We start from the raw sequence: 13,103 nt of genomic DNA on the forward strand, positions 1-13,103 counted from the left end.
ATTCGCGCGGCCGCCGACCGGCCGCGCTACCACTTCATCATCGGCGCCGGCCGCAGCGGATGGCGGATCAGCCAGGCGCCGGCGCGCCGCAGCAGCATGCGATGAAAACCGGCGTTCGGCAGCTCGGCTCTGACGTCCTTGATGAGACGAGCATCGAGCCCGCAGCGGCGGAGGCCGAGCGAGAAGTCGACGAGATCGGCGCGGCGGAACACTTCGACGAGCGGATAGCGCGCATCGCGCACCGGACGCAGCTTGTGGTGCTCGCCGATCATCAGCGCGATCTCCTCGCGCCATTGCTCGTCGCCGCGTTGGCGCAGACAGGCGAGTGCCGCCGCAATCGACGGCGGCAGATAGTCGAGCGTGTTCGCCGTCCACAGGCCGATGTCGTGAAAGCAGGCGGCGATCGCCAGCTTCTGCCGGTCGAGTTCACTGCAGTCGTGCAGCGCCTGGCAGAACGTCAGCATGCGCTGGCAGTGATGGCGGTAGCCGTCGAAGTCGGCACCGATCAGCTCGCGCCACGGTGCCAGCAATTCGTCGAGCAGCGGGTCCACATGGCGTGTCATCGGCAAGGCACTCGGCGTCGTTCGATCGGCCCGATCTTGCCTGCCCCGCACACCGGCCGCCAGCGGCTGGCGCCGGCGCGCCGATGCCGGATCAGCGCGCGAGATAACCGCCGTCGGCGGCGAGCACCGCGCCGTTGACGTAGCTGGCGCGATCCGAGCAGGCCCAGACGGCGACGTCGGCGATCTCCGCGGCGCGGCCGATGCGCGCCGCCGGCACGGTGACGGCCGCCATCTCGCGGAACTGCTGCAGCTCGAACACCGATTTCGTCATCGGCGTTTCGATGAAGCCCGGCGCGACGGCATTGCAGCGGATGTTCCGTGCGCCGTATTCGACGGCGACGGTCCTGGTCAGGCCGACCACGCCGTGCTTGGCGGCGACATAACCCGGAATGCCGGCGAGGCCGACCTGCCCGGCGATCGACGCCGTGTTGACGATGCTGCCGCCGCCGGTCTTCAGCATCGCGCGCAGCTGGTAGCGCAGGCAGTAGAAGACGCCGGACAGATTGACGGCGATCATGCGATCCCAGAGTTCGAGCGGATAGTCGGCCGTGCCCGGCGGAACCGGCCCGTCGGAGATGCCGGCATTGTTGAAGGCGCAATCGAGCCGGCCGTAGTGCGCGACCGCGGCCGCGACCAGCGCCTCGCACTGCGCTGCCTGCGCGACGTCGGTGCGTTGGAAGATCGCCGCCCGGCCCGCCGCGCGCAGTCCGGCGGCCAGGGCTTCGCCGGCTTCGGCGTCGAGGTCGGCAAGCACGAGCCGCGCGCCTTCCTCGGCGAAGCGCAGCGCACCGGCGCGGCCGATGCCGGACGCCGCGCCGGTGATGATGGCGACCTTTTCGCGCAATTCGTCCATGCCGCTCTCCTCGCAGGTGATGATCGCCGCCAGCATCGCGCGCGGGCGGGTGCGCAGCCTCGTCCGCTTGCGGACATGCTGGTCATCACTATGGAGGAGGACTGCGACGCGCGCCGCTGCGCATGATCGCCGGCATTTCCGGAATGACGAGGAGTGCGGCATGGCGACCTTCCCCGAGGGCGCGGTCCTGGTGTTCGGCGGCAGCGGCGGCATCGGCCAGGGCGTGGCGCGGACGTTCGCGGCGGCCGGCAGCGACGTGGCGATCGCCTATCGCGCCAAGCAGGAGGTCGCCGAACGTGTCGCCGCCGGGATCGGCGCGCACGGCCGCAAGGCGACGACGCATCGCACCGACGTCACCGTGGCGGCGCAGCTCCGGGCCACGGTGGCCGAGGTGCTGAAGGCGCACGGCCGCATTCACACCGTGGTCTGGGCTGCCGGCCCGGTCGTCGAGCAGGTGCTGCTGAGCCAGGCCGACGAGGCGCTGTGGAAGCGTTCGATCGACATCGAGGTGCACGGCTTCTATCACGCCGTGCAGGCGACGCTGCCGGCGATGCGCGAGGCTGGCGGCGGCTCGTACGTGCATCTCGGCTCGGCCGGCCACGTCTGGTTCCCGCAGCGCGACGGCCTGTCGGTGGTGCCGAAGGCGGCGAACGAGGCCTTCATCAAGGGCATCGCCAAGGAAGAGGGCACGCACAACATCCGCGCCAACTCGGTGCTGGTCGGCGTCATCGAGGCCGGCATGTTCCTCGAGCTGACCAAGCGCGGCGTGTTCGACCAGAAGTGGATCGACGAGACGCACAAGCTGCTGTGCCTGAAGCGCTGGGGCCAGCCCGAGGACATCGGCAACGCGGCGGTGTATCTGGCGACGGCGAACTACGTCACCGGCCAGCAGATCAACGTCTCGGGCGGGTTCGGCGTCTAGGGCCGCTCAAGGCCAGGGCGACACTTCATCCGGACGCATGAGGCCGCGCGCGCGGCTTCGCGCGACAGTCGCCGGCAGCGCCGCACACGCGAGGAGAGACGATGTCCCTGCCGCTCGAAGACCTGGAACTGATCAAGCGCCTCAAGTACGCCTACTGCCGCTGCATCGACACGGCGAATCTGGCGGAGCTGAAGGAGCTCTTCACCGAGGACGCGAGCGTGCGCTACGTCGGCGGCTCTTACGTGTTCGAGGCGCAGGGTCGCGACAAGATCCTCGAGGCGCTCGGCCATGCCTTCCATGCCGAGGCGATCGCCCTGCATCACGTCAACCATCCGGAGATCGATTTCGTTTCGCCGACCGAGGCGACCGGCGTCTGGTATCTGAAGGACTGGTTCTGCGACCTGCGCAACAAGATCTACACCGACGGCAGCGCGTTCTACCGCGACACCTACGTCAAGCAGGACGGCCGGTGGAAGATCAAGCGCGCGACCTACGAGCGCGTGTTCGAGATCGTCACGCCGTTCACCGAGCCGCCGAACATCACGGCGCACTATCTGGCGAAGCACGGCAAGAAGCTGCCGTCGCCGTGAGAACGCGGTGAAAGCTCCGCCGCCGGCGCTGATCGTCCGCGACCTCGCGCTGATCGCGCTGGCGCTGTTCGCATGGCGGCTCGGCCGCGCGCTGCAGGACGCGGCATCGGCCTGGACCTGGCCGGCGGCGATCGCCACCGGCCTGCTGATTCCCCTCGCCGGATTTCTCGTCCACGAGTGGGGCCATCTGCTCGGCGCGCTGGCGGCGCGCGCGCGCGTCGAGTATCCGCCGACGCCGCTCGCCGTATTCCTGTTCAAGTTCGATGTCGGTCGCAACGACCGCCGCCAGTTCCTGGCCATGGCCAACGGCGGCTTCGCCGCCAGCCTGCTGTTCGTGGCGCTGGCCCTCGCGCTGCTGCGCGTGCGCTACCACGGCGATGCCATCGCCCTGGCGCTGACCGCGCTCGGCGTCGTCGCCACCTTCGTGCTCGAAGTGCCGGAGTCGCTGCGCGTGCGCCGTGGCGGGCCGCTGCCGACCGGCGCGGCCTTCGTCGGCGCACCGCCGCCGCGTTATTGATCCGACCACAATGAACTTGAATCGGATCTGCGCCACGGCCGGCGTGGCCGGATCAATAACAAAATCCGTGCCCTGTGGTTATTGAGGCGGCGACCGCGCGTTCGACAAAGTCCGCAGGCGTTCGGCCGAGCCTTCAACCTTTTCAAGTTCATGATGGCCGCCTCAATAACAGGCCTAAGGCGTCGGCGCCGCGTGCAGCAGGCTGCGGATCGCCAGGCGCAGGGCGTCGAGCACGGCCTCGCGGTCGAAATCCGGATTGAGCAGGGTGCGGATGGCGATGCCGTCGAACAGCGCCGCCACGACATTGGCGCGGCCGTCGACGGTTTTCGGTGAAGCGCCCAGCGCCGGATTCACGGCGGCGACGTTCTCGCGCATCTTGTCGAGCGCGAGGCGGTCGGAGGCGCGCAGCGTGTCGAGGGTGCGCGCGTTGCGCGTGGCCTCGGCGAGCACCTCGATCTTCAGTGCCGCGAGCGCCTGATCGCTGTTCTTCGCCAGGCCCTCGTCGACCTTGTCGATCATCGCCGTGAGCAGGTCCTGCTCCTGGCGCATGGCATCCATCTTGTCGGCCAGTTCCCGTGCCTTGGACTCGACCAGGGCGGCGATGATCGCCTCCTTGTTCTCGAAGTAGTGATAGATGTGGCCGACGCTCATGCCGGCGGACTTCGAGATTTCCGCCATGCTGGCGGCGTGGAAGCCACGGCGCCGGAAACACTCGGTGGCGGCATCGAGGATCTGCAGGCGGCGCCGCTCGTTGCGGTGCGCGGCGGCCTCTTTTTCGGTTTCACGGCTCATCGGAACTCCTGCCGATCGCGCAATGTCGGTTGTGTTGCGTCGCATCATAAACTAGAATGAGCGCTCATTCTGATTTGCATTTGAAGGGGCACGCCTCGCACACTGGCCGCGGTTCATGCGCCGGTGAAGTGCGATCGCGTGCGTGGTGCGCGCTCCGACGCCCCGTCCGTTGTGCCCTGTCCGCACTTGCCAAGGCCATGTCCCCCAATAAAACGTCGTCAAGAATCGCGATTTGCAGCCTGCCCGTCCTGGCCGGCGCGCTCATGGCCCTGCTGGCGGCCTGCGGCAAGAAGCCCGAGCCCGCCGCGCCGCCGCCGCCCGAGGTGACGGTCGTCACGCTCAAGGCGCAGCCGACGACGCTCGATACCGAGCTGCCGGGCCGCACCATGGCCTATCGCGTCGCCGACGTCCGGCCGCAGGTGGCCGGCGTCATTCTCAAGCGCCTGTTCACCGAGGGCTCGGTGGTGAAGGCGGGCCAGCCGCTCTACCAGATCGATCCGGCGACTTACGAAGCGGCGTATGCCAGCGCCAGGGCCGACGCGGTCGCCGCCAAGGCGCAGGCCGAACGCTACGAGCAGCTGGTCTCCGCCAACGCCATCAGCAAGCAGGACTACGACAACGCGGTCGCCACCCATCTGAAGGCCGAGGCGGCCGCCGAGCAGGCGCGCATCAACCTCGTCTACACCCGGGTACTGGCGCCGATCTCCGGACGCATCGGCCGCTCCTCCGTCACCGAGGGCGCGCTGGTCACCGCCGGCCAGACGACGGCGCTGGCGACCATCCAGCAACTCGATCCGATCTACGTCGACGCCACCCAGCCGAGCACGATGCTGCTGCGCCTGCGCCGCGAATTCGCCTCCGGCCAGCTGAAGAAGGTCGGCGAGCAGCAGGCCGAGGTGAAGCTCACGCTCGAGGACGGCAGCGCCTACGCGCACGCCGGCAAGCTGCAGTTCTCGGAGGTCGCGGTCGATCCGACCAGCGGCTCGGTGACGCTGCGCGCAGTGTTCCCGAATCCGGACGAGCTGCTGCTGCCCGGCATGTTCGTGCACCAGCGGATCCAGGAAGGCGTCGACGAGAACGCCCTGCTGGTGCCGCAGCAGGCGGTGACGCGCGATCAGCGCGGCGAGGCGACGGCACTGGTGGTCGACGCCGGAAACAAGGTCGAGCCGCGCGTGCTGCAGGCCGAGCGCACGATCGGCGACCAGTGGCTGGTCACCGGCGGCGTCAAGGCCGGCGAGCGCGTGATCGTCGAAGGCCTGCAGAAGGTGAAGCCCGGCGCGACGGTGAAGGCGGTCGAACAGGGTGACGCACCCACGACGCCGGCGCCTGCGGCGGCGGCGGCGGGCAAGGCGTGACGCTCGTGCAGCGCCTGCCCCTTTCCGGCTTGGGGCCCCAAACCCAAGCGCTCTCCGGTCAGGGACTGCCGCCGGCGGTCCCTGAAATCCCCGGCTCGCCCTCTCCCGCCACGCGGGCGAGGGACATTTGTCCCGCGGCGCGGGGGACACGCTAATGGTCAATTTCTTCATCGACCGCCCGATCTTCTCGTGGGTGGTCGCCATCGTCATCATGCTGGCCGGCCTGCTGTCGATCCGTTCGCTGCCGGTCGCGCAGTACCCGGCGATCGCGCCGCCGTCGATCTCGATCAGCGTCAGCTATCCGGGCGCCTCGGCCGAGACCGTGCAGAACACGGTGACGCAGGTCATCGAGCAGCAGCTGTCCGGCCTCGACCACCTGCTGTACTTCTCGTCCGAGAGCAACAAGGACGGCAGCATGACGATCACGCTGACGTTCGAGCAGGGCACGGACCCGGACACCGCGCAGGTGCAGGTGCAGAACAAGCTGTCGCTGGCCATGCCGCAGCTGCCGACCGAGGTGCAGCAGCAGGGCATCCGCGTCGCCAAGGCGACCAAGAACTTCCTGATGGTCGTCGGCTTCGTGTCGACCGACGGCCGCATGAGCCGCAACGACATCTCCGACTTCATCGTCTCCAACGTACAGGATCCGATCAGCCGCACGCCGGGCGTCGGCGACTACCAGGTGTTCGGCTCCTCGTATGCGATGCGCATCTGGCTCGACCCGGCCAGGCTCAACAGCTATGCGCTGACGCCGGTCGACGTGAAGAGCGCGATCAGCACGCAGAACGTGCAGATCTCGTCCGGCGAGCTCGGCGCCCTGCCGGCGACGCCCGGACAGCAGCTCAATGCCACGGTCATCGGCCCGACGCGCCTACAGACCGTCGAGGACTTCGAGAACATCCTGCTGCGCGTCAACACCGACGGCTCGCAGGTGCGCCTGCGCGACGTGGCGCGCGTCGTGCTCGGCGGCGAGACCGAGGCTTTCGACGTGCTGTACAACGGCAAGCCGGCATCGGGCATCGCCATCAAGCTCGCCAGCGGCGCCAACGCGCTCGACACCGCCGACGCCGTGCGCGCGACGGTCGAGAACCTGCGCGCGCAGTTCCCGCAGGGGCTCGACGTGGTCTATCCATACGACACCACGCCGTTCGTGCGCCTGTCGATCGAGGAGGTCGTCAAGACGCTGTTCGAGGCGGTGGTGCTGGTCTTCCTCGTCATGTACCTGTTCCTGCAGAACCTGCGCGCGACGCTGATCCCGACCATCGCCGTGCCGGTCGTGCTGCTCGGCACGTTCGGGGTGCTCGCCGCGGCCGGCTACAGCATCAACACGCTGACCATGTTCGGCATGGTGCTGGCGATCGGCCTGCTCGTCGACGACGCCATCGTCGTGGTCGAGAACGTCGAGCGCGTGATGGCCGAGGAGGGCCTGTCGCCGAAGGAGGCGACGCGCAAGTCGATGACGCAGATCACCGGCGCGCTGGTCGGCATCGCGCTGGTGCTGTCGGCGGTGTTCCTGCCGATGGCCTTCTTCGGCGGCTCGACCGGCGTCATCTACCGGCAGTTCTCGATCACCATCGTCTCGGCGATGGCGCTGTCGGTGCTCGTCGCGCTGATCTTCACGCCGGCGCTGTGCGCGACGCTCCTCAAGCCGGTCGAGCAGGGCCACCACGAGCGCAAGACCGGCTTCTTCGGCTGGTTCAACCGCGTCTTCAACGCCGGCAACCGCCGCTACGAGGCCGGCGTGCGCGGCATCGTCGGCCGCAGCTCGCGCTACATGCTGGCCTACGTCGCCATCGTCGCCGTCATGGGCCTGCTGTTCACGCGCATCCCGAGCGCCTTCCTGCCGAACGAGGACCAGGGCCTGATGTTCATCCAGGTCACGGCGCCGCCGGGCGCGACCAGCGAACGCACCGACCGCACGCTGGCGCTGATCCGCGACTATCTGCTCAACGACGAAAAGGACGTCGTCACCTCGGTGTTCACGATCCGCGGCTTCAGCTTCAGCGGTCGCGGCCAGAACTCCGGCATGGCCTTCGTCAAGCTCAAGGACTGGAGCGAGCGCTCGGGCAAGCAGAATCGCGTGCCGGCCCTCGCGGCGCGCACCAAGGCGAAGTTCCTGCAGTACAAGGACGCGGAGATCTTCGCCGTGGTTCCGCCCGCGGTGACCGAGCTCGGCAACGCCATTGGCTTCGACATCGCCCTGCAGGACCGCGCCGCGCTGGGACACGAACAGCTCATCGAGGCGCGCGGCCGCTTCATCCAGCTCGCCAAGCAGAGCAAGGTGCTGACCTCGATCCGCGCCAACGGCCTGGCCGACGAGCCGCAGTACAAGGTCGACATCGACTGGGAGCGGGCCAGCGCCTTCGGGCTCACGGTCAACGACATCAACGACACGCTGTCGTCGGCCTGGGGCTCGTCGTACGTCAACCAGTTCATCGACCGTGGCCGCGTCAAGCGCGTCTACGTCCAGGGCGATGCGGCATCGCGCATGCGCCCCGAGGATTTCGGGCAATGGTATGTGCGCAACGCCGTGCACCAGATGGTGCCGTTCTCGGCGTTCGCAAGCGGCCACTGGATCTACGGTCCGCCGAAGCTGGAGCGCTACAACGGCATTTCCTCCATGGAAATCCTCGGCGAGCCGGCAGCCGGCTACAGCACCGGCGACGCGATGCGGGAAATCGAGTCGATCCTCGCCCAGCTGCCCCAGGGCATCGGCCACGAATGGACCGGGCTGTCGTACGAGGAACGCCTGTCCGGCGGCCAGGCGCCGGCGCTGTACGCGATCTCGATGCTCGTGGTCTTCCTCTGCCTCGCGGCGCTGTACGAGAGCTGGTCGATTCCGCTCTCGGTGATGCTCGTCGTGCCGCTCGGCGTGCTCGGCGCGGTGCTCGCGACCTTGCTGCGCGGCCTCGGCAACGACGTCTACTTCCAGGTCGGCCTGCTCACCACCATCGGCCTGTCGGCGAAGAACGCGATCCTCATCGTCGAGTTCGCCAAGGCCAACTACGACGGCGGCATGGGTCTCGTCGAGGCGACCGTGCATGCCGCGCACCAGCGCCTGCGGCCGATCCTGATGACCTCGCTGGCCTTCATCCTCGGCGTGCTGCCGCTGGCGATCTCGACCGGCGCCGGTTCCGGCGGCCAGAACGCGATCGGCACCGGCGTCATCGGCGGCATGGTCGCCGCGACGGTGCTGGCCATCTTCTTCGTGCCGGTGTTCTTCGTCTGGGTGCGCAAGCTCGTCGAGCGCGACCGGGCGCGGCTCGACGGCGGCACGCCGGCACACGGCACGGCCGGCGGGGAGCACTGAGATGAACCTGCGCTTCACGATGACGGCGCTCGCCGCCGCGCTGCTGGCCTCGGCCTGCACCCTGGAGCCGCGCTACCAGCGCCCCGCCGCGCCGGTCGCCGCGGCATATCCCGATGCCGGCACCGGCGCCGCGTCGACGCCGGCTGCCGCCGATCTCGGCTGGCGCGACTTCTTCGCCGATCCGCGCCTGCAGAAGCTGGTCGAGATCGCGCTCGCCAACAATCGCGACCTGCGCGTGTCGATGCTCAACGTCGAGGCGGCGCGCGCCCAGTACCGCATCCAGCGCGCCGAGCTGCTGCCGGCGATCGCCGGCACCGGCACCGGCAGCGGCCAGCGCACGCCGGACGATCTGACCAGCAATCCGGATCACAACGTCTCGCACAACTACAGCGTCGGCGTCGGCTTCACGTCCTACGAGCTCGACCTGTTCGGCCGCGTGCGCAGCCTCAAGCGCGAAGCGCTCGAGACCTATCTCGGCTACGAGGAGACGCGGCGCAGCGCGCAGATCACCCTGGTCGCCGAAGTCGCCAACGCCTATCTGAGCTGGCTGGCCGACCAGGAACTGCTGCGCGTGACGCAGGACACCTTCGACAGCCAGCAGCAGTCCTTCGCGCTGACGCAGAAATCGTTCGACGCCGGCGCCGTCGGCGCGCTCGATCTGCGCCAGGCGCAGACCGCGCTGGAGACGGCGCGCGCCAATCTCGCGCAGTACCAGCGCCAGGCGACGCTCGACCGCAACGCGCTCGTGCTGCTGCTCGGCGTGCCGGCCCTGCCCGCCGACCTGCCGCAAGGCCGCGACCTCGATACGCAGGAGCTGCTCACCGAACTGCCCGCCGGCCTGCCCTCGGAAGTTCTCGCGCGCCGCCCGGACGTGCTGGCCGCCGAACACGATCTGCGCGCCGCCAACGCCAACATCGGCGCGGCGCGCGCCGCCTTCTTCCCGCGCATCACGCTGACCGGCAGCTACGGCACCGCGAGCAGCGAGTTCAGGGGCCTGTTCGACGCCGGCAGCGACGCCTGGAGCTTCGCGCCGACCATCACCGTGCCGATCTTCAGCGGCGGCGCCAACCGCGCCGGCCTCGATCTCGCCACGGTGCAGAAGAACATCTACGTCGCTCAGTACGAGCGCACGATCCAGAACGCCTTCCGCGAAGTCGCCGACGCGCTCGGCTCGCGCGCCACGCTGGATGCGCAGCTCGCCGCGCAGCAGACCCTTCTCGAAGCGAGCGGCGAGAGCTACAGGCTCGCCGAGCTGCGCTTCCGCGCCGGCGTCGACAGCTACCTGACGACGCTCGACGCGCAGCGCTCGCTGTACGCGGCGCAGCAGGGCTACGTCTCGATCAAGCTGGCGCGCCTGCAGAACCTGGTGACGCTGTACAAGGCGCTCGGCGGCGGCTGGAACGAGAGCACGGCGGCGCAGCCGGGCGCCGGTCCCGCCGCGCCCTGACGCGCGCGGCGGCCGGCGCGCCCAGCGCCGGTCCGCCGTCAGCGCGCGCAGCAGCGCGTCGCGCGCCGCCCCGGCGGGGAAGAAGCTTTTCGACGCGCCGCCCGTCGGCGCTGACTCGAGCGGCGTGCGGAAGGTGCTGAGCATCGCCAACAGGCGCACGCGCTGCGCGCCGACGACGAACTCGGTCGCCGGCACCGGCAGGGCCGGCTGGCGCGGGTCGAGCTGCCGCCAGTGCCGGGGCCGGCCGGCATGGCGCGGCAGCTCGTCGAGCTGCGCGGCGACCGCCGGATGCTCCAGCGCCTCGCGCGCGGCGCGCCAGCAGCGGCGGCGCGATGCCTCGATGCTGGCGATGCGCGTGCGCAGACCCCGTTCGTGCAGGATCAGCTCGAGCAGCTTGCGCGGCCCTTCGCCGCCGACCGCGCGCCACATCGTCTCGTCGGCACCGGGCGCGCCGAGCAGCGGCAGGGCGACGCGGTTGGCGCGCAGCAGATTCCAGGCGCGGTCGACGACCCCCGCCGGACACGGCTCGTGGCGGCGCAGCATCAGGTCGAGGGCCCGCAAGGCCGGCGGCGAGCCGCAGGCGTTCGCCGATCTCGCATCGCCCGCCCGCTGGCGCCTGCTGGCGATGATCTGGATGATCGGCGACGCGCGCCGCAGCGGCCGCACCGTGTGGCCGTATCTGCTGCTGACGCCGGTGCTCGGCTTCGGGCCCTTGCGGCACCCGCTGGCCGGCGCGCCAGGCGCGCGCCGGCCTACGGCTGAACGCGACGGTGCTCGCGCGCCGGCGCGGCGTTAAGCTGGCGGCTCTTCGCACGATGGAGCCCGCCATGCTGTTGCCCGAACTGCCGAATGCCGGCCAGCCCTTTCCGCAGATCTCGACCGCCGGCCGGCCAAGCGCCGAGCAGTTCGCGCTCGCCAAGCAGCGCGGTGTCGGCACCGTCATCAACCTCTGCCCGCACAGCGAGCCGGCGGCCTACGACGAGCCGGCGCTGGTGCGGGAGCTCGGCTTGCAGTACGTCAACATCCCGGTCGCCGGCGCCGGCGATCTCAATGCCGACAACGCGCGCAAGCTGGCCGACGCGCTGGCCGCGGCGCAGGGCGCCACGCTCGTGCACTGCGCGAGCAGCAACCGCGTCGGCGCGCTGTTCGCGCTCAAGGCGTTCTGGCTCGAGGCCAAGAGCGTCGACGAGGCGCTGGCCATCGGCCGCGCCGCCGGCCTGCGCGCCATGGAACCGGCAGTGCGGCAGTTGATGGGCGCGTAAGGCGCCGACCCGCGGCAAAACGAAAAGCCCGCCGTCGACGACGGCGGGCTTTTCGCTGTGGCCCCGGGCGAGCGGCGTTACTGCTGCGGCGCGGCCAGCGGGTCGACCGGTTCGGCCGGCGTCGTGTCCGGCACCTCGGTCAGGGTCAGCGGTTCCGCAGTGTCGCTCGCCGCGGCGGCCGCCTCGCCGCCTTCGGTGATCTTCAGCTCGACGCGACGATTTTCCTCGCGGCCGTCCTCCGTGCTGTTGTCGCCGATCGGCATCGTTTCGCCGTAACCCTGCGTCGTCATGCGCTCGGCGGCGATGCCGTGCGCGACGAGATAGGCCTTGACCGCGTCGGCGCGGCGCTGCGAGAGCTTCAGGTTGTAGGCGTCGGCGCCCTTCGAATCGGTATGACCGTCGATCTCCACCTTGATGTCCGGGTGGCGGCTCAGTTCGCTGACGACCTGATCGAGCAGGGTCTTGGCATTGACCGTGAGGCTGGCCTTGTCGAACTCGAAGTTCACGCCGTGCAGCACCAGCTTGTCGCCGGCCTTGCAGCCGTCGAGATTCAAGGTCTCGCCGGGCGCGAACTGCTTGCAGACCGGCGAGGGCGGCGGCGGTGCCGGCGGCGGCTCGACCGGCACGACCTCGACCGGCGCTTCGGCGACCGGCGCGAGCGGCGCCGGCGCCGGCGAGCCGAAGGCGTAGCGCAGGGTCAGCATCGCCGACTGTGCCTTGTAGTCGGTCTCCACGCGCGTGTTCGGCGCGTTCTCGAGCAGATCGAAGGACGCGTCGCTGGCGAGGCGCAGATAGCGGTAGTCGAGCGAGGCCGTCCAGTGCGGGCTCAGCTCGTAGGCGAGGCCGGCGCCGAGCTGCCAGGCGAACCGCGTGTCGAAGCGGTCGCGCAGCGGGGTGTTGCCCCAGCGCCCGCTGTTGATCTCGAGGCGGCCGGCACCGGCGCCGGCGCCGATGTACGGATGCAGGCTGCCGGAGCGGAAGAAGTCGTACCAGACGTTGAGCATCGCCGTGGCCAGCTGGTTGCCGCCGTCGACGTCGGAGGTCGTGCCGCCGCTGCTGAGCGGGCCGAGTCTGTCGCGATACAGGCTCTTGAAGTCGTTGTTGCGGTAGGCGAGCTCGATCTCGCTGCGCAGGCCGTTGGGATACGCGAAGCCGACCGCCAGACCGCCGAGCCAGCCGGTGTCGAGCTTGGCCCGCGCGATGCGCGTGCCGTCCGGCACGTTGCTGAGCGGAGCGGAATAGTCATAGACGCGATAGTCCTCGCTCTCCAGCCAGTTCGCGCCGCCTTCGAGCCCGAGATACCAGCCATCGGCGGCATGCGCGCCGAGCGGCAATACGGCCAGGGCCATCCACGACCAGCGCAGATGCGAAAAACCTCCGGTGACACGCATACTCGACTCCTTCGTTGCGGGACCGCCGCGACGCTGCGGCGTGGGGGGAATCGTCTTGGCCGGCATGATATTGCGCGGCCGGGTCCGACGCACCTCGCCGA

The 13,103-nt window shown here is 69.6% G+C and carries 11 protein-coding genes and 1 pseudogene; 7 read left to right on the forward strand and 5 right to left on the reverse strand.

Translation table 11 applies throughout. The features are described from left to right. Nucleotides 1–26: 26 nt before the first annotated feature. Entirely contained in the window at nucleotides 27–563 is a 537-nt protein-coding gene (locus K344_RS0107240; protein ID WP_028080107.1) for an HD domain-containing protein, read from the reverse strand. A 91-nt stretch (nucleotides 564–654) separates the two neighbouring features. Continuing rightward, the gene (locus K344_RS0107245) at nucleotides 655–1,416 is read right to left on the reverse strand and encodes an SDR family NAD(P)-dependent oxidoreductase (protein ID WP_028080108.1); all 762 of its coding nucleotides are present in this window, start codon (nucleotides 1,414–1,416) and stop codon (nucleotides 655–657) included. A gap of 160 nt (nucleotides 1,417–1,576) precedes the next feature. Here K344_RS0107245 and K344_RS0107250 point away from each other — a divergent pair, with 160 nt between their 5' ends. The 3 genes from K344_RS0107250 to K344_RS0107260 all read left to right on the forward strand — a co-directional run bounded on the left by K344_RS0107250 (nucleotide 1,577) and on the right by K344_RS0107260 (nucleotide 3,445). Then, nucleotides 1,577–2,338: an SDR family NAD(P)-dependent oxidoreductase gene (locus K344_RS0107250; RefSeq protein ID WP_028080109.1), complete on the forward strand. Its 762-nt coding sequence runs from the start codon at nucleotides 1,577–1,579 to the stop codon at nucleotides 2,336–2,338. 101 nt (nucleotides 2,339–2,439) lie between these two features. Then, a complete protein-coding gene (locus tag K344_RS0107255) occupies nucleotides 2,440–2,928 on the forward strand; it encodes a nuclear transport factor 2 family protein (protein ID WP_028080110.1) in 489 nt (162 codons plus the stop codon). A 7-nt stretch (nucleotides 2,929–2,935) separates the two neighbouring features. Further along, nucleotides 2,936–3,445 carry a hypothetical protein gene (locus K344_RS0107260; protein WP_028080111.1) on the forward strand — a complete coding sequence of 170 codons (510 nt, stop codon included), beginning with the start codon at nucleotides 2,936–2,938 and terminating at the stop codon, nucleotides 3,443–3,445. A 174-nt stretch (nucleotides 3,446–3,619) separates the two neighbouring features. Here K344_RS0107260 and K344_RS0107265 read toward each other — a convergent pair whose 3' ends face one another. Then, on the reverse strand, nucleotides 3,620–4,237 hold the full coding sequence (locus K344_RS0107265) for a TetR/AcrR family transcriptional regulator (protein ID WP_028080112.1): 618 nt from the start codon (nucleotides 4,235–4,237) through the stop codon (nucleotides 3,620–3,622). 263 nt (nucleotides 4,238–4,500) lie between these two features. On the opposite strand from K344_RS0107265, the gene K344_RS0107270 reads away from it, so the two are divergent. The 3 genes from K344_RS0107270 to adeC all read left to right on the forward strand — a co-directional run bounded on the left by K344_RS0107270 (nucleotide 4,501) and on the right by adeC (nucleotide 10,349). After that, nucleotides 4,501–5,592: an efflux RND transporter periplasmic adaptor subunit gene (locus K344_RS0107270; protein WP_051361990.1), complete on the forward strand. Its 1,092-nt coding sequence runs from the start codon at nucleotides 4,501–4,503 to the stop codon at nucleotides 5,590–5,592. Nucleotides 5,593–5,746: 154 nt separating this feature from the next. Then, on the forward strand, nucleotides 5,747–8,902 hold the full coding sequence (locus K344_RS0107275) for an efflux RND transporter permease subunit (protein ID WP_028080114.1): 3,156 nt from the start codon (nucleotides 5,747–5,749) through the stop codon (nucleotides 8,900–8,902). A gap of 1 nt (nucleotide 8,903) precedes the next feature. Continuing rightward, nucleotides 8,904–10,349, forward strand: coding sequence for an AdeC/AdeK/OprM family multidrug efflux complex outer membrane factor (gene adeC, locus K344_RS0107280; RefSeq protein WP_028080115.1), 1,446 nt, complete (start codon nucleotides 8,904–8,906; stop codon nucleotides 10,347–10,349). Between the two features lie 102 nt (nucleotides 10,350–10,451). Here the strand turns inward: adeC and K344_RS24950 are convergent. Beyond that, nucleotides 10,452–10,892 (reverse strand): annotated as a pseudogene (locus K344_RS24950) (MmyB family transcriptional regulator); the annotation flags it as partial. Nucleotides 10,893–11,176: 284 nt separating this feature from the next. Between K344_RS24950 and K344_RS0107290 the strand changes: the two are divergent. Continuing rightward, nucleotides 11,177–11,611: a protein tyrosine phosphatase family protein gene (locus tag K344_RS0107290; protein WP_169729259.1), complete on the forward strand. Its 435-nt coding sequence runs from the start codon at nucleotides 11,177–11,179 to the stop codon at nucleotides 11,609–11,611. A gap of 77 nt (nucleotides 11,612–11,688) precedes the next feature. Here K344_RS0107290 and K344_RS24290 read toward each other — a convergent pair whose 3' ends face one another. Further along, complete coding sequence (locus tag K344_RS24290; RefSeq protein ID WP_169729260.1) at nucleotides 11,689–13,002, reverse strand: OmpA family protein; 1,314 nt, start codon at nucleotides 13,000–13,002, stop codon at nucleotides 11,689–11,691. Nucleotides 13,003–13,103 lie beyond the last annotated feature (101 nt).

The organism is Solimonas soli DSM 21787 (assembly GCF_000474945.1).
Lineage (GTDB): Bacteria > Pseudomonadota > Gammaproteobacteria > Nevskiales > Nevskiaceae > Solimonas > Solimonas soli.

Bases quoted from the DNA above. Each gene is read 5' to 3' on its own strand.
- K344_RS0107240 (WP_028080107.1), bottom strand. From the start codon at position 563: ATGACACGCCATGTGGACCCGCTGCTCGACGAATTGCTGGCACCGTGG.
- K344_RS0107245 (WP_028080108.1), bottom strand. From the start codon at position 1,416: ATGGACGAATTGCGCGAAAAGGTCGCCATCATCACCGGCGCGGCGTCC.
- K344_RS0107250 (WP_028080109.1), top strand. From the start codon at position 1,577: ATGGCGACCTTCCCCGAGGGCGCGGTCCTGGTGTTCGGCGGCAGCGGC.
- K344_RS0107255 (WP_028080110.1), top strand. From the start codon at position 2,440: ATGTCCCTGCCGCTCGAAGACCTGGAACTGATCAAGCGCCTCAAGTAC.
- K344_RS0107265 (WP_028080112.1), bottom strand. From the start codon at position 4,237: ATGAGCCGTGAAACCGAAAAAGAGGCCGCCGCGCACCGCAACGAGCGG.
- K344_RS0107270 (WP_051361990.1), top strand. From the start codon at position 4,501: ATGGCCCTGCTGGCGGCCTGCGGCAAGAAGCCCGAGCCCGCCGCGCCG.
- K344_RS0107275 (WP_028080114.1), top strand. From the start codon at position 5,747: ATGGTCAATTTCTTCATCGACCGCCCGATCTTCTCGTGGGTGGTCGCC.
- adeC (WP_028080115.1), top strand. From the start codon at position 8,904: ATGAACCTGCGCTTCACGATGACGGCGCTCGCCGCCGCGCTGCTGGCC.
- K344_RS0107290 (WP_169729259.1), top strand. From the start codon at position 11,177: ATGCTGTTGCCCGAACTGCCGAATGCCGGCCAGCCCTTTCCGCAGATC.
- K344_RS24290 (WP_169729260.1), bottom strand. From the start codon at position 13,002: ATGCGTGTCACCGGAGGTTTTTCGCATCTGCGCTGGTCGTGGATGGCC.